General features: G+C 68.5%; 16 protein-coding genes. 9 read left to right on the top strand and 7 right to left on the bottom strand.

All coding sequences use genetic code 11. The annotated features are described in order from the left end of the window. Positions 1–27 precede the first annotated feature (27 nt). From EDC22_RS02470 to EDC22_RS02455, 4 genes are read left to right on the top strand one after another with little or no spacing between them, the layout of a single operon-like run. The gene (locus EDC22_RS02470) at positions 28–594 is read left to right on the top strand and encodes a MarR family winged helix-turn-helix transcriptional regulator (RefSeq protein ID WP_132805001.1); all 567 of its coding nucleotides are present in this window, start codon (positions 28–30) and stop codon (positions 592–594) included. Between the two features lie 7 nt (positions 595–601). Then, a complete protein-coding gene (locus EDC22_RS02465) occupies positions 602–1327 on the top strand; it encodes a response regulator (protein WP_425385502.1) in 726 nt (241 codons plus the stop codon). Between the two features lie 13 nt (positions 1328–1340). Beyond that, positions 1341–2717 (top strand): ATP-binding protein, encoded by a 1377-nt coding sequence (locus tag EDC22_RS02460; protein ID WP_132804999.1) that lies wholly within the window; start codon positions 1341–1343, stop codon positions 2715–2717. A 14-nt stretch (positions 2718–2731) separates the two neighbouring features. Then, positions 2732–3736 (top strand): arsenic resistance protein, encoded by a 1005-nt coding sequence (locus EDC22_RS02455; RefSeq protein ID WP_132804998.1) that lies wholly within the window; start codon positions 2732–2734, stop codon positions 3734–3736. Here EDC22_RS02455 and EDC22_RS02450 read toward each other — a convergent pair. Continuing rightward, entirely contained in the window at positions 3708–4454 is a 747-nt protein-coding gene (locus EDC22_RS02450) for an AraC family transcriptional regulator (RefSeq protein WP_165926757.1), read from the bottom strand. The genes EDC22_RS02455 and EDC22_RS02450 overlap by 29 nt on opposite strands. 118 nt (positions 4455–4572) lie before the next feature. Here EDC22_RS02450 and EDC22_RS02445 point away from each other — a divergent pair, with 118 nt between their 5' ends. Continuing rightward, entirely contained in the window at positions 4573–5763 is a 1191-nt protein-coding gene (locus tag EDC22_RS02445) for an MFS transporter (protein ID WP_165926756.1), read from the top strand. 143 nt (positions 5764–5906) lie between these two features. On the opposite strand, the gene EDC22_RS02440 is transcribed toward EDC22_RS02445, so the two are convergent. The 6 genes from EDC22_RS02440 to EDC22_RS02415 all read right to left on the bottom strand — a co-directional run bounded on the left by EDC22_RS02440 (position 5907) and on the right by EDC22_RS02415 (position 9366). Beyond that, positions 5907–6257 carry a tRNA-binding protein gene (locus EDC22_RS02440; protein ID WP_132804995.1) on the bottom strand — a complete coding sequence of 117 codons (351 nt, stop codon included), beginning with the start codon at positions 6255–6257 and terminating at the stop codon, positions 5907–5909. A gap of 59 nt (positions 6258–6316) precedes the next feature. Continuing rightward, positions 6317–7024 carry a TetR/AcrR family transcriptional regulator gene (locus EDC22_RS02435; RefSeq protein ID WP_132804994.1) on the bottom strand — a complete coding sequence of 236 codons (708 nt, stop codon included), beginning with the start codon at positions 7022–7024 and terminating at the stop codon, positions 6317–6319. A 60-nt stretch (positions 7025–7084) separates the two neighbouring features. Next, a complete protein-coding gene (gene proC / locus EDC22_RS02430; protein ID WP_132804993.1) occupies positions 7085–7894 on the bottom strand; it encodes a pyrroline-5-carboxylate reductase in 810 nt (269 codons plus the stop codon). Then, positions 7891–8391: a type III secretion system chaperone family protein gene (locus EDC22_RS02425; protein ID WP_132804992.1), complete on the bottom strand. Its 501-nt coding sequence runs from the start codon at positions 8389–8391 to the stop codon at positions 7891–7893. Before EDC22_RS02425 ends, proC begins: the two co-directional genes overlap by 4 nt. A gap of 269 nt (positions 8392–8660) precedes the next feature. Continuing rightward, entirely contained in the window at positions 8661–8996 is a 336-nt protein-coding gene (locus EDC22_RS02420) for an accessory factor UbiK family protein (protein ID WP_132804991.1), read from the bottom strand. Between the two features lie 157 nt (positions 8997–9153). Continuing rightward, entirely contained in the window at positions 9154–9366 is a 213-nt protein-coding gene (locus EDC22_RS02415) for a cold-shock protein (protein WP_132804990.1), read from the bottom strand. A 419-nt stretch (positions 9367–9785) separates the two neighbouring features. Between EDC22_RS02415 and lgt the strand changes: the two genes are divergently transcribed. Genes lgt through EDC22_RS02395 form a run of 4 tightly spaced genes read left to right on the top strand, consistent with a single transcriptional unit; the run spans position 9786 to position 13704 of the window. Further along, positions 9786–10631, top strand: a complete 846-nt coding sequence (gene lgt / locus EDC22_RS02410) for a prolipoprotein diacylglyceryl transferase (RefSeq protein WP_132804989.1) — start codon at positions 9786–9788, stop codon at positions 10629–10631. Continuing rightward, positions 10628–11707, top strand: coding sequence for a class I SAM-dependent methyltransferase (locus EDC22_RS02405; RefSeq protein ID WP_132804988.1), 1080 nt, complete (start codon positions 10628–10630; stop codon positions 11705–11707). Before lgt ends, EDC22_RS02405 begins: the two co-directional genes overlap by 4 nt. Positions 11708–11739: 32 nt before the next feature. Further along, positions 11740–12549 (top strand): peptidoglycan editing factor PgeF, encoded by an 810-nt coding sequence (gene pgeF / locus EDC22_RS02400; protein WP_132804987.1) that lies wholly within the window; start codon positions 11740–11742, stop codon positions 12547–12549. 3 nt (positions 12550–12552) lie between these two features. After that, a complete protein-coding gene (locus tag EDC22_RS02395; protein WP_132804986.1) occupies positions 12553–13704 on the top strand; it encodes a M24 family metallopeptidase in 1152 nt (383 codons plus the stop codon). Positions 13705–13767: the final 63 nt, after the last annotated feature.

Raw genomic sequence — 13767 nt, 5'->3', positions numbered from 1 at the left:
GTAACAATCGCAAAAAAATATGTCAATATGGCTGACGTAAATTTCGAGCAGTCGGTGGAGAGTCCGGCGTCGGAGCGGCCGGCTGCAACACGGCCGGCGGGCTCACAGCCGGCCCAGCACTACGATCTGGTGGAGCTTCTGTTCTTCGCCTATCGCGACTTCATCAGCGATCCGGACGCGATCCTCGCCGAGATCGGCTTCGGGCGCGCCCACCATCGCGTGCTGCATTTCGTCAGCCGCAATCCCGGCCTGAAGGTGGCGGACCTGCTCGACATCCTGAAGATCACCAAGCAGAGCCTCGGCCGGGTACTGAAGCAGCTGATCGACGAAGGCTACATCGTCCAGCGCGAGGGTCCGTCCGATCGCCGCCAGCGCCTGCTCTATGCCACCGAAGCCGGCAACGCCCTGGCACTCAGGCTGGCGCGACCCCAGTTCCAGCGCTTCGCCGACGCCATCGCGGCCACCGGGCCCGACGATGCGGCAGCCGCCAAGCGCTTCCTGATGGCAGTGGTCGATCCGCGCGAACGGGCTGCGGTCGCTGCACTTCTCAAGGGGGGCCAGGGCAGTTCGGGGAGGACTCTCGATGAACGCTGAACCCGCCATGTCGCCCGCCGCGACCAAGCGGTCGCCGCGCGCGACCGAAATCCGTCTCGACGACGCAGCGCCACATCTCCTCGTCGTCGACGACGACCGGCGTATCCGCACGCTGCTGTCGCGTTACCTCGTCGAGAATGGCTACCGCGTCACCACGGCCGAAACGGCCGCCGAGGCGCGCCGCCGCATGGCCGGCCTCGCCTTCGACCTCATCGTGCTGGACGTGATGATGCCGGGCGAGTCCGGCATGGATTTCGCCGCCGCACTGCGCCGCACCAGTCAGGTGCCGATCCTGATGCTGACCGCCCGCGCCGATCCGCAAGACCGCATCCGCGGACTGGAGACGGGCGTCGACGACTACCTGCCGAAGCCGTTCGAGCCGCGCGAGCTGCTGCTGAGGATCAACTCGATCCTGCGGCGCCAGCGCGGCGGGGAGAGCGGCGACCGCGCGGTCACCTTCGGCCCGTTCGAATTCCACATCGCCCGCGGCGAGCTGAAGTCTGGCGAAGAGATCATTCGCCTCACCGAACGCGAACGGGAACTTCTGCGCATCTTCGCCGGTCGCCCCGGCGAGACCGTGTCGCGTCGGGAACTTGCCACCGGCGCCAACGGCAGCGAGCGGGCGGTCGACGTCCAGATCAACCGCCTGCGCCGCAAGATCGAGGTCGATCCCGCCAATCCGCTGCACCTGCAGACCGTCCGCGGCATCGGCTACCGGCTCCAGGTGGACTAGCGGCGCCCGCGCGATGGCCTCCATCGCTGATTTCGCCCTGCCCGCCCGCATCGGCCGCGACATCTGGCGCAGGTTCTGGCGATTCGTCGGCAACTGGATGCCGAAGGGACTGTTCGCCCGCTCACTGCTGATCATCCTGGTGCCGGTCGTCCTGCTGCAGGCGGTCGTCGCCTTCGTGTTCATGGAGCGACACTGGAACCAGGTCACCGCGCGTCTGTCGGAGGCCGTGACTCAGGAGATCGCCGCGCTGATCGACGTCTACGAGAGCTATCCGCAGGATGAGGAGCGCCAGACATTGGTCCGCATCGCGGCGGAGAACTTCGGCCTCGGCATCTCCTTCCTGCCGCCCGACCCGCTGCCGCCCGCCGGGCCGAAGCCGTTCTTTTCCCTGCTCGACAGGACACTCAGCGAGGAGATCACCCGCCAGATCGCCCGGCCGTTCTGGATCGACACGGTCGGCCGCTCCAACCTCGTCGAGATCCGCATCAAGCTTGACGACGCGGTGCTGCGCGTCTTCGCCCGCCGCAGCCAGGCCTATGCGTCGAATTCGCACATCTTCATCGTCTGGATGGTGGGCACCTCGCTCGTGCTGCTGGCGGTCGCCGTCGCCTTCCTGCGCAACCAGATCAAGCCGATCACGCGGCTCGCCGAGGCCGCCGACTCCTTCGGCAAGGGCCGCGACGTCCCCGATTTCCAGCCGCGCGGCGCCCGCGAGGTGCGGCAGGCGGCGCATGCCTTCCTCGAGATGAAGCGGCGCATCGAACGGCAGATCGAGCAGCGCACGACCATGCTCGCCGGCGTCAGCCACGATCTGAGAACCATCCTCACGCGATTCAGGCTGGAACTCGCCCTGCTCGGCGATTCGCCCGAGATCGAAATGATGACGGCCGATGTCGACGAGATGCAGCGTATGCTCGAGGACTACATGGCGTTCGCCCGCGGCGACAGCGGCGAGCAGCCGCAGCCGGTCGACATGGCTGCGCTGCTCGAGACGCTGCGCTTCGAGGCTGAACGGTCGGGCCATACCGCCACCGCCTCGTTCTCCGGCGATCCTGTCGTGACACTGCGTGCCAACGCCTTCAAGCGCTGCCTTGCCAACCTCGTCGACAATGCCTGCCGCTACGGCAAGACCGTGCGCATTTCCGGCGTGCGCGGCGACAGGTGGCTGACGGTCATCGTCGAGGACGACGGCCCGGGCATCCCGGAGGACCTGCGCGAAGAGGTGTTCCGCCCCTTCTACCGCCTCGACGATTCCCGCAACCAGGACCGCGGCGGCACCGGCCTCGGCCTCGCGATCGCCCGCGACATCGTCCGCAGCCATGGCGGCGACGTGAGCCTGTCCGACAGCTCGACAGGGGGATTGAGGGCAACGGTCCGGGTGCCGGTTTAGGGGTGATACTCCCCATGACCCGCGCCGGGCTCGAACGCCATCAGGTCCTTGTCTATCTTGCCGCGATCCTTGCCGGTCTGGCGATCGGGGGGCTATTCCCCGCTGCGGCGCCGGCCTTCGAGGCGCTGGTGTGGCCGGCGCTGGGGGTGCTGCTCTATGCAACCTTCACCCAGGTGCCGCTGACACGTCTGTCCGGGGCATTGCGCGACCGGCGGTTCATGGCGGCGGTGCTGGCCGGCAACTTCCTGCTGGTGCCCGTCCTCGTCTGGGGGCTTCTGGCGATCGCGCCGGGGGATGCGGCCATCCGACTCGGCATCGCGATGGTGCTGCTGGCGCCCTGCACCGACTGGTACATCACCTTCACGCATCTGAGCGGCGGCGACACGCGCCGGGCTATCGCCGTGACACCGGTGAACCTTATCGTGCAGATCGCAGTCCTGCCGTTCTATCTGTGGCTGTTCCTTGGCGATTCGTTCCTCGAGCTGCTGACGGCCGGGCGGATCGCCACGGTGTTCGTCATTCTGATCGTGCTGCCGCTCCTCGTCGCCTCGGCGATGCAGCGATGGGCCGAGCGCCGCGCCGGGCGGCAGCGGATCATCGCTGAGACCGCATGGCTCCCCGTGCCGCTGCTCGGGCTCGTGGTGTTCCTGATCGCGGCCTCCCAGGTCCATGTCGTGCTCGACGCACTGTCGGTGCTGTGGGGCGTCGCCGGCCTGTTCGCAGCCTTCCTGGTGGTCGCGACGCTCGCCGGCGCGGCGCTCGGGCGCATCGCGCGCCTGACGGCCCCTGCTGCCCGCGCGCTGATCTTCAGCCTCGGCACCCGCAACTCCTTCGTCGTGCTACCGCTCGCACTGGCGCTGGCGCCGCGCTGGCAGACCGCGACCATCGTCATCGTCGTCCAGTCGCTGGTCGAACTGTTCGGCATGATTGTCTGCCTGTGGATCGTGCCACGCTGGTTGGCGCCCGACACATTGCCCGGACTGGCGCCTGTCAATCCGCGAAATACGCCCCCGGGGTGACGCCCATCGTGCGCCGGAAGGCATGGATGAAGGCGCTGAGGCTGTCGTAACCGGCATCGAGCGCCACCGTGGTCACCGCCTCGCCAGCTGCCAACCGCTCGATGGCGCCGAGCATCCTGAGGCGCCGGCGCCAGGCGCCGAAGGAGAGGCCGGTCTCGGCAAGGAAGCGGCGGGCGAAGGTTCGGCGGGCCATACTGGCGACTTCCGCCCAGTCGTCGAGGCTGCGCCCGTCGGCCGGGTCGGCGGCGAGCGCCTCGGTGACGCGGCGCAGGCGCGCATCGCGCGGCTCGGCAAGGCTGAGCGGCACCTCCGCCCTGGCGCGCAGCTCGCCCAGAAGCAACGCCACCAGATGCCCGCGCGCGGTCTCCGTGACAGGGCCTTCCACAAGCCTGAGGACCACCTCGCGCAACAGCGGGCTCACTTCGATGACGGCGCAACGCCCGGCGAAGGGCATGTCGATGCCGCGCGGCAGGTAGACCGTGCGCATCTCGACGGCCGTGCGGCACTGGATGGCGTGCGGCGTGCGCCCCGGCACCCACAGCGCGCGCGCCGGCGGCACCACCCACAGCCCGTTCGCGGCAGTGACGCGCATCACGCCGGAGCGGCCGAAGATCAGCTGCGCCTGGTCGTGCGCATGCAGATGGATGCGATGGCCGGCGCGATGATTCACCGACAGCGTGTCGATCGGGACTGTCACATCGGCTGCCGACATGCTCATGGCACATACTCGACAATATCGGGCCGCTTTGCGCAAGAACGCCGGATGTGGTTGGCATAATGTGCATCCAGACGGTCGCGGCGAGCGGACCGGAGTCGAGGAAATGCGGACGATCGGAATGCCCACTTCGCTGATCTTCATCAACGTCGCCCATTTCCTCGACCACTATTTCCTGCTGATCTTCCCAACCGCCGTGCTGGCCATCCATCCGGCCTGGGAGATGAGCTATGCCGAGGCGCTGGCGCTGGGCACGCCTGCCTTCGCGGCCTTCGCGCTGGCGACGCCCGTATCCGGCTGGCTCGGCGACCGCTGGGGCGGCGAGAAGATGATGGCCGTATTCTTCATCGGCATCGCCCTGTCGTCGATCGCCACCGCCTTCGCTCCGGGACCGCTCTCGCTGGCCGCAGGTCTGGCGTGCATCGGCGTCTTCGCGTCGATCTACCATCCGGTCGGCACGGCGCTGATCGTCCGCCATGCGGTGAAGACCGGGCGTGCGCTCGGCGTCAACGGCGTATGGGGCAACATGGGCGTGGCGGCCGCAGCGCTCGCCACCGGCGCGCTCACTGCCTGGCTCGGCTGGCGGGCGGCGTTTCTGGTTCCCGGCGTGGTGACGCTGGTGGTCGGCCTCGGCTATCTCGCGACCGGGCTCGGCAGCCGGGCGACGGGCGGCGCGGGGCGCGGCTCCACCTTCGTCCACGCTTCACGGATGGACCAGATCCGCGTCCTCGCCGTCGTTGCCGTCGCCTCGCTGATGGGTGGGCTCGCCTTTCAGGGCGTTACCATCGCCATGCCGAAGCTGTTCGAGGAGCGGCTGTCGTCCGATGTCGGACTCGCCGGCATCGGCGCCTGGGTGTCGCTGGTCTTCGCGCTGGCAGCTTTCACCCAGATCCCGGTCGGCCGGCTGCTCGACCGTATCGGCGCCAAGCCGATCATGTTCACCCTGACCGGGCTGCAGGCGGTGCTTCTCGCCGTGCTGTGGCAGGTCGACGGGGCGCTCACGGTGGTCATGGCGGTGCCGCTGATGATCGCCATGTTCGGCGAGGTGCCGGTCAGCGCCTGGCTGATCGGCCATTACGTCGCGGCGAACTGGCGTTCGCGGGCCTATTCGATCCAGTTCCTGCTGGCGCTGGGGGTCAGCTCCGGCGTGGTGCCGCTGATTGCCTGGCTGCATGGGCGCACCGGCTCATCCGACGCGCTGTTCCTGGCAATGGCCTGCGCCATGTCCGCGGTGTTCGCCGCCTCGTGGTTCCTGCCCGGGTGGCGCCGCTCCCGTCCGCAGGCGATGCCCTCCGCTGCGCCGGCGCAGTAGCCATCAAAGTCACCTTGCCGCGTCGTCCCGGTCGCAGCCAGGGGCGGCGCCAGGGGATCGGCACGCGTTGCCCCCCTTCCGCTCTGCCCTGCCAAACCCGAACAGCCGCTCCGGCCGTTGGCGGGATGACGGGAGGATTCGGATCAGAACAGCCGGCCGCCGTTCGGCACCGGGCGCTCCGGCTGCACCAGCACGACCTCGCCATCCTCGTCCGGGAAGCCGAGCGTCAGCACTTCCGACATGAACTTGCCGATCTGGCGCGGTGGGAAATTGACGACGGCGGCGACCTGCCGGCCGACCAGCGCCTCGGGAGCATAGCGCCTGGTGATCTGGGCCGAGGACTTCTTGACGCCGATCTCCGGCCCGAAGTCGATCCGAAGCTTGAAGGCGGGCTTGCGCGCTTCCGGAAACGGCTCGACGCCGATGATCGTACCGACGCGCACGTCCACCCTCAGAAAATCGTCGAAGGTGATGGTCTGCGGCGCCGTAGTCATGATGTCCGTCTCTCCCGGTAGTACAGGCCGGTTAGCATGCAACCGGGAAGCGGGCAACGTCAGATGCCGGATCCGGCCATCTCCGCGTCCGGCTCGCCATAGCCCTCGCGCCGTCCCCGAAAGCGCGAGCGGCGTGCCTTGCGCAGGCGGCCGAACGCCTCTGCCAGGCTGCATAGCCGTTCGATCCGCCTCATCCAGCGTCCGCCTTCGGTGAGTCTGCGGTCGAGTTCGACCATGGTGCGCGCCATGCCGGGATCATCGTCCGTCAGCCAGACCCTGAGCGTACGGCCATAGACCCCGACCATTCCCTGGGCGCCGATCGCGCCGAGTCGGCTGGACGTGTCGATCCCCGCGGCCTCCAGCATCCAGACCATCGACCGCACCGCCACGCGGTTCCACATCAGCAGGTCGCCGGGACGCGCCTCGAAGCTGCGCACGATCGAGGCGACGGCGGCGCGATACGGCTGCAGGGCGTCGAACCGGGCCATCAGCACATCGAACAGTCGCTCGCGCACCGGCTCCTGCGCCAGGTCGGGATCGAGCCGCTCCAGAACCTCGCGGTCTATCCGCCGGCTGAAGGCGGCAAGAATGTCGAGCTTGCCGTCGAACCGTTCGCGCAGATCGGCAAGACTCACATCCGCCTCGGCCGCAATGTCGGACAGCCGCACCTCTTGCCAGGGGCGTGTCGCAGCCAGTGTCAGGGCGGCGTCGACAATGCGCTCGGTCAGATCCGCGGGCTTGTCGGTCCTGCTCGTCTTGCGCGCCATGGGTCACCTCCAACGGGGAGAAAGATAGGCCTCGCGCGCGGCAGAGCAATATCGCCCGGATCAGCCGGCCAGTTCCCGCCCGCGGCGCGTCGCCGCGGCGACGGCCTCGCGCATCAGCCGCCCGAGGCCGCCCTCGCCCATCAGGATGTCCAGCGCTGCGGCCGTCGTCCCGCCGGGCGAGGTGACGTTGTGACGCAAGGTTGCCGGATCGAGGTCGGAGCGGTGTAGGAGTTCACCGGCCCCCGATACGGTGACGCGGGCAAGCCGGGCCGCGAGATCGGGCGGTATCCCCTGCTCCGCCCCTGCCGCCGCGAGGCATTCGGCGAGCAGGAACACATAGGCGGGTCCGGAACCGGACACGGCCGTCACCGCGTCCATCAGGCCCTCATCGTCGATCCAGGCGACCTCGCCGCCGGCCTCGAGCAGCGCGGTGGCCTCGGCCCGCTGCCGCGCGCTGACGCCCGGGCCAGCGACACACACGGTGATGCCGCGGCCGATCGCCGCCGGCGTGTTGGGGATAGTCCGCACGATCGGCGTGCCGGGCGTCAGATGGCGGGCAATGCCGGCGAGGGTCTTTCCGGCGGCAACCGAAACGACCAGTGCGCCGGCCGGAATGTCGGCCGCAATGCCGGCCAGCACCACGTCCATGATCTGCGGCTTCACGGCGAGCACCACGATCGCGGGCGGCTCGCCGATCGCTGTCCGGATGCCGTGCTTGGCGATCAGCGCGGCGATCTCGGGTCCGGGCGCGGGATCACGCACGATGATGCGCTCGCCGGGCAGGCCGCGATCGAGCCAGCCCGACAGCATGGCGCCGCCCATCTTGCCCGCGCCGACGAGCAAGACGGGCCCCACAGTCTTGAGCGTCATGCCTGACCGGCCGTCTCGAACAAGGCCGACTCGATCGCCTCGGCGGCGGACTTGCCGGCCCAGACCACGAACTGAAAGGCCTGGAAGTAGCGTTCGCAGCTCTCCACCGCCGCATCCAGCAGCGCCTCGCACTGCCGGGCGCTGGTCTCGGCTCCGACCAGCAGCAGCGCGTGGCGGAAGATCACCACCCCCTCCTGCGCCCACAGGTCGAAATGGCCGAGCCACATCTGCTCGTTGATGCGGGAGATGAGCTCGACCACCTCGCGGCGGCGCGGGTCCGGCACCTTCAGATCGAAGGCGCAGGCCAGATGCAGGGCTTCGAGATCGTCCATCCAGGTGAACGAGATATGGTAGTCCGTCCACGACCCGGTAACGGAAATTGTGATCTCGTGATCGCCCGAGCGATCGAAAGCCCAGTCGTTCACCGCGGCAATCTGCTCGATGGTGTCGACCGGATTTATCTGCCGCTCATGTTGCAGTTCGACGACGAAGGTCATGTCCGTACCTCGCTGTCTGGGAGCGCGAAAATGGCCGACCGGTCCCGGAACGGCCAATGAAACGAAACGGGCCGGCTAGAGCCGGCCGGGGTGCGAAGCGGGTCGATCGGAGCAGACCGGGCGGCCCGTCGGGCGGCCCTCGGAGCGGATCGTCGCGGTGCGAAGTCGAATCGCAGCATGTGGCCAATATATCGTGGCCTGATCGCCATCTGCCACATGTTGTGGACAATTTCCGTTAACGTGCTTTTAACGATGCGATCACGCAGCCGTCAGATGTTTGGATCGCCGGCCGGCTTTGCGGTGCGCCGGCGCGTCGAGGCCCCCTTCGGCTTCGCGGTTGCCGCCGCCTCCGACACGATCCCGGCCGCGCGCTCGAGCGCCTCCACGCGAGCGGCCAGCGCCTCGTTTTCCTGGCGCGCGCGCACCGCCATCTCGCGGACGGCCTCGAACTCCTCGCGCTGCACCACATCGAGGTCGCGCAGCAGCTTCTCGGCCTGGGTGCGGATCACCGTCTCGGCTTCGGCGCGCACGCCGCGCGCCACGCCCGCCGCATCGGTCACGAAGCGGGCGAACTCGTCGAGAATGCGGTTGCTGGTCTGCGGCATGGCACTGCGGGCTGGCGACGCGCCCGTCCTCTCATGGGGTCACAAGTGCAACAATGGGCATCCCCGCTCCGCACTTCAAGGGCAGACGGCGGCAAGGAAACTGGAGCGCCGCCGGGATGACCCCGGCGGCAGCATCGCGGACGATTGGTCGCAGGGCTCAGGCGAGTTGGATGTTCACCGCCTGCGGGCCGCGGCCGCGACGATCTTCCTCGATCTCGAACGAGACCTTGGTGCCTTCGTCGGGGGCCTGCAAGCCGGACCGCTCCAGGGCGGTGATGTGGACGAACACGTCCTTGCTGCCGGAGTCAGGCGTAATGAAGCCGAAACCGCGCGAATGGTTGAAGAACTTGATGGTGCCGTTCTGGCGCATGGGAAGCTCCTGTCCCGAGAATCCGTCGAGGCCAAACCAAAGTCCCGGGCCGCGACGACCGGCCCGACAGTCTCAGCACTTCGGGAAAGGCAACCTTGCAACCGCAGCGGCGAAAGGCGCAGTCCTGACCTGAATTCCTGAGGGCACATCCCGAGGGGACGTGCCGGCAGGCGCTATATGGCAGCGGATTGCGGCCTGGGCAAGTCGAGTCTGGCCGGCGGCTGCGACCTGCCGGACGGCGGCTTCAGGATTTCACACAGTTGCGGGGCATCCTGCGCCCGTGCAACCGGGACGCAGGCCAACTGCCGTGCGCTTGCCAGCTTCGGCGGCGACGCTTAATCCTGCGGCGCCGACCGCGGGGACTTCCGCGCGGGGCGGCCAAATCGGCCCGACCGGGCCCGAACCTGGCGGTATCGCTCATGCCGGTCTTCGTCATCCCGTTCCCAGCCATCGATCCGGTCGCCATCGAGATCGGCCCCTTCGCCCTGCGCTGGTACGCGCTCGCCTATGTCGCCGGCATCATCTTCGCCTGGTGGTACATGCTCCGCCTGGTCGCCAACGGCGCACTGTGGGGCGGATCGGCGCCGATGACGCGACGCGACGTCGACGATCTCATCCTGTGGGCAACGCTCGGCATCGTGATCGGCGGACGGCTCGGTTACGTCGTGATCTACAATCCGCTCCACTTCGCGGCCCATCCCGGCGAGATCCTGCAGATCTGGTCCGGCGGCATGTCCTTCCACGGCGGCTTCCTCGGCGTGGTGATCGCAGTCCTGTCGTTCGCGCGGTCGCGCGGGCGCCCCGTCTCCGCGATGGCCGACATCGCCGCCGCCTCGACACCGGTCGGTCTGATGCTCGGGCGCATTGCCAACTTCGTGAACGGCGAGCTGTGGGGGCGTCCGACCGATGTCCCCTGGGCCATGGTGTTCCCCCATGCCGGCCCCGAGCCGCGTCATCCGAGCCAGCTCTACCAGGCCGCGCTCGAAGGGTTCCTGCTGTTCCTGGTGTTGCGCCTCGTGACCCATCGCTTCGGCGGCCTTCGGCGTCCGTGGCTGGCGACCGGCGTGTTCCTCGCCGGATACGGCGCCGCGCGGACCATCGGCGAGCTGTTCCGCACGCCGGACGCCCATATCGGCTTCCTGTGGGGCGGGCTGACGATGGGCATGGTGCTGTCCCTGCCGATGATCCTCCTCGGCTGCGTGGTGATCGCCACCGCCCTGATGCGACCGCCCCGCCCGCCCGCGACACCGGCCGCACAGGCATGACCCCGCTCGAACGCATCATCCGCACGGAGATCGCCGAGACCGGACCGATGCCGCTGGAGCGCTATATGGCGCTCTGTCTCGGTCACCCGACATACGGCTATTACATGGCACGCCCGGCGATCGGCGCACAGGGTGATTTCACCACGGCGCCCGAGATCAGCCAGATGTTCGGCGAGATCGTCGGGGCGGTTCTTGCCCACGCCTGGCAGACGATGGGATCGCCACGCCCTGTCCGTCTGGTCGAACTCGGCCCCGGTCGGGCAACGCTGATGCTCGACATGCTCAGAACCTTCCGGGCGCTGCCGGACCTGCGTGCGGCCGTCGACATCCACCTGGTCGAGACGAGCCCCAGGCTGCGCGCCGCACAGGCCTACCGGCTGACGGGAAGCGGCATCCAGGCAAGCTGGCACGACAGCCTCGACACGGTGCCGGACGGGCCGGTGCTGCTCGCCGCCAACGAGTTCTTCGATGCGCTGCCGATCCGCCAGCGGATCCTGCGGGACGGAAGCTGGCGGCAGCGCATGGTCGGCATCGACGCGGCAGGCAGGCTTGCGGTTCTCGACATCGGTCCGGAGGACGGCGCAGGCTTCCCGCCACATCTGCTCGAGGCAGCCGACGGCACGGTGATCGAGGACTGTCCGGCCGCGCGCGCCATCGCCGGCGCGATCGGTGCCCGACTGGCCCGCCATCCGGGCCTTGCCCTCATAATCGACTACGGCTATCGCGGCCCCGCCCCCGGTGACAGTCTTCAGGCACTGCGGGGACGTCGTCCTGCTGATCCTTTGGAGGCGCCCGGCGAGGCCGACCTGACCGCCCATGTCGATTTTGCGGCGATTGCGGCGGCAGCGGTCGCCAGCGGCGCGCGCGCCTGGGGGCCCGTGAGCCAGGGCAGCTTCCTGACCGCTCTCGGCATCGGCCTTCGTGCCGAACGCCTGAGAGCATCCGGCGCCTCCGCCATCGACCTCGCGATCGCGGTGGAGCGGCTCACGGGTGTCGGCGCAATGGGCGACCTGTTCAAGGTTCTCGCCCTTGCCTCGCCGGGCCTTCCAGCTCCTCCGCCATTCGAGGCGAGTTGACTCGGCTCCGCCACCGGGCAAGCTTTCGGCCGATGATCATTCCCTGCACCCGTGCATCCGCCAGCCGTCCGATCAAGATCGAAGCCACCGCCCTGTCGCGGCCGGGGTTGCGGCATGGCTTCTTCACCCGCCGCGGCGGCGTGTCCGACGGCCTCTACGCCAGTCTCAACATCGGCCTCGGCTCCCAGGACGACCCGGCCCGCGTCGCGGAGAACCGCGGCCGCGTCGCCGACGCGATGGAGGTGGCACGCGATTGTCTGGTGACGCCGTGGCAGTACCATTCGGCAGTGGCGCTGACCGTCGAACGCCCCCTGCCCCCTGATGAAAGGCCGAAGGCCGATGCGGTGGTGACGCGACAGCCGGGCATCGCCCTCGGCGTCTCGACGGCCGACTGCGCGCCGGTGCTGCTCGCTGACCCCGACGCGGCGGTGATCGGCGCGGTGCATGCCGGCTGGCGCGGTGCGCTCGCCGGCATCGTCGAGGCCACCGTCGCGGCAATGCTCGACCTCGGCGCAGTGCGCGAACGCATCATCGCCGTGATCGGCCCGACCATCTGCCAGAGGAACTACGAGGTCGGCGAGGACTTCCGCCGAACCTTCCTTGATGCCGATCCCGACAATGATCGGTATTTCGCAAGGCCCGACCCGAGCGCAAGGCCGCATTTCGACCTACCCGGATATGTCGGCGGCCGTCTCGCACGGGCCGGAATCGGCGAGGTGGCGGATCTTCGCCTGTGCACCTATGGCCACGAGGAGGACTTCTTCTCGTTCCGCCGTGCCACTCACCGTGCCGAGCCCGACTACGGCCGACTCATCTCCTCGATCGCAATCATGGATCGCTGACGCATGGCCCTGCACTTTCCGCCCGAGGAATTCGCCGCCCGCCGCAACCGGCTGAACCGAGCGCTCGCCGCCGAGGGGCTCGACGGGCTGCTGATGTTCTCGCAGGAATCGATGTACTGGCTGACCGGCTATGACACCTTCGGCTTCTGCTTCTTCCAGTGCCTCTACGTGGGCGTCGACGGCACCACCGCGCTGCTGACTCGTTCTGCCGATCTGCGCCAGGCACGGCATACCTCCAACATCGAGGATATCCGGGTCTGGACGGATGCGGCCGGGGCGACGCCCGCGGTCCAGCTGCGCGACATGCTGGACTCGCTCGGCGCGCGCGGGAAACGGCTCGGCATCGAGTACGAAAGCCACGGCCTCGTCGCCTCCAACGGCCGGGCCGTGGATGCAGCGATGGACGGTTTCTGCACCCTCCAAGACGCTTCCGCCGTGGTGACGCGCCTGCGCGCGGTCAAATCGCCTGCCGAGATTGCCTGTGTCCGCAAGGCCGCCGAACTGGCAGACGCGGCCTGGGACGCGGCCCTGGCGACGATCGGACCGGGCGCCGATGAGGGCGCGGTGCTGGCTGCGATGCAGGGGGCCATCTTTGCCGGTGGTGGCGACTACCCCGCCAACGAGTTCATCATCGGCTCGGGCGCCGACGCCCTGCTCTGCCGCTACAAGACCGGCCGCCGGAGGCTCGACCCCATCGACCAGATCACGCTTGAATGGGCCGGCGTCTATCGCCACTACCACGCCGCCCTGATGCGCACGGTCTGCGTCGGCAAGGCGAGCCCCCGCCACCGCTTCATCCATGCCGCCGTTGTCGAGGCGCTGGAGGCCGTCGAGGAGGCGATTGCCCCCGGTCGCACCGCAGGCGAGGTGTTCGACGTCCATGCCCGCGTCCTCGATGCCTACGGCCTCGCGCCGCACCGGCTGGCGGCCTGCGGCTATTCACTCGGAGCGAAATTCACTCCCTCCTGGATGGACTGGCCGATGTTCTACACCGGAAATCCCTGGGTGCTGGAACCCGACATGGTGATGTTTGCGCACATGATCGTGATGGATACCGACACCGGCACCGCGATGTGCCTCGGCCGCACCTCGCTCGTCACCGCGACGGGCAGCGAACCGCTGTCGACGGCCTCGCTGGACCTCATCGTCAAATAGGGCTACCAGACACTCGGTAGGGGGCGCCTGGTCCACCGCAGGGTAAGGTTTCGGCCGGCATTG

The organism is Tepidamorphus gemmatus, assembly GCF_004346195.1.
Classification (GTDB): Bacteria; Pseudomonadota; Alphaproteobacteria; order Rhizobiales; family Tepidamorphaceae; genus Tepidamorphus; species Tepidamorphus gemmatus.
This window is presented reverse-complemented; position numbering and strand designations above follow the sequence as displayed.

Coding starts and splice junctions, on each gene's coding strand:
- EDC22_RS02450 (WP_165926757.1), bottom strand. CDS start 4,454: ATGAGCATGTCGGCAGCCGATGTGACAGTCCCGATCGACACGCTGTCG.
- EDC22_RS02460 (WP_132804999.1), top strand. CDS start 1,341: ATGGCCTCCATCGCTGATTTCGCCCTGCCCGCCCGCATCGGCCGCGAC.
- proC (WP_132804993.1), bottom strand. CDS start 7,894: ATGACGCTCAAGACTGTGGGGCCCGTCTTGCTCGTCGGCGCGGGCAAG.
- EDC22_RS02445 (WP_165926756.1), top strand. CDS start 4,573: ATGCCCACTTCGCTGATCTTCATCAACGTCGCCCATTTCCTCGACCAC.
- EDC22_RS02470 (WP_132805001.1), top strand. CDS start 28: ATGGCTGACGTAAATTTCGAGCAGTCGGTGGAGAGTCCGGCGTCGGAG.
- EDC22_RS02455 (WP_132804998.1), top strand. CDS start 2,732: ATGACCCGCGCCGGGCTCGAACGCCATCAGGTCCTTGTCTATCTTGCC.
- EDC22_RS02425 (WP_132804992.1), bottom strand. CDS start 8,391: ATGACCTTCGTCGTCGAACTGCAACATGAGCGGCAGATAAATCCGGTC.
- EDC22_RS02395 (WP_132804986.1), top strand. CDS start 12,553: ATGGCCCTGCACTTTCCGCCCGAGGAATTCGCCGCCCGCCGCAACCGG.
- EDC22_RS02415 (WP_132804990.1), bottom strand. CDS start 9,366: ATGCGCCAGAACGGCACCATCAAGTTCTTCAACCATTCGCGCGGTTTC.
- EDC22_RS02420 (WP_132804991.1), bottom strand. CDS start 8,996: ATGCCGCAGACCAGCAACCGCATTCTCGACGAGTTCGCCCGCTTCGTG.
- EDC22_RS02465 (WP_425385502.1), top strand. CDS start 602: ATGTCGCCCGCCGCGACCAAGCGGTCGCCGCGCGCGACCGAAATCCGT.
- EDC22_RS02405 (WP_132804988.1), top strand. CDS start 10,628: ATGACCCCGCTCGAACGCATCATCCGCACGGAGATCGCCGAGACCGGA.
- EDC22_RS02440 (WP_132804995.1), bottom strand. CDS start 6,257: ATGACTACGGCGCCGCAGACCATCACCTTCGACGATTTTCTGAGGGTG.
- EDC22_RS02435 (WP_132804994.1), bottom strand. CDS start 7,024: ATGGCGCGCAAGACGAGCAGGACCGACAAGCCCGCGGATCTGACCGAG.
- pgeF (WP_132804987.1), top strand. CDS start 11,740: ATGATCATTCCCTGCACCCGTGCATCCGCCAGCCGTCCGATCAAGATC.
- lgt (WP_132804989.1), top strand. CDS start 9,786: ATGCCGGTCTTCGTCATCCCGTTCCCAGCCATCGATCCGGTCGCCATC.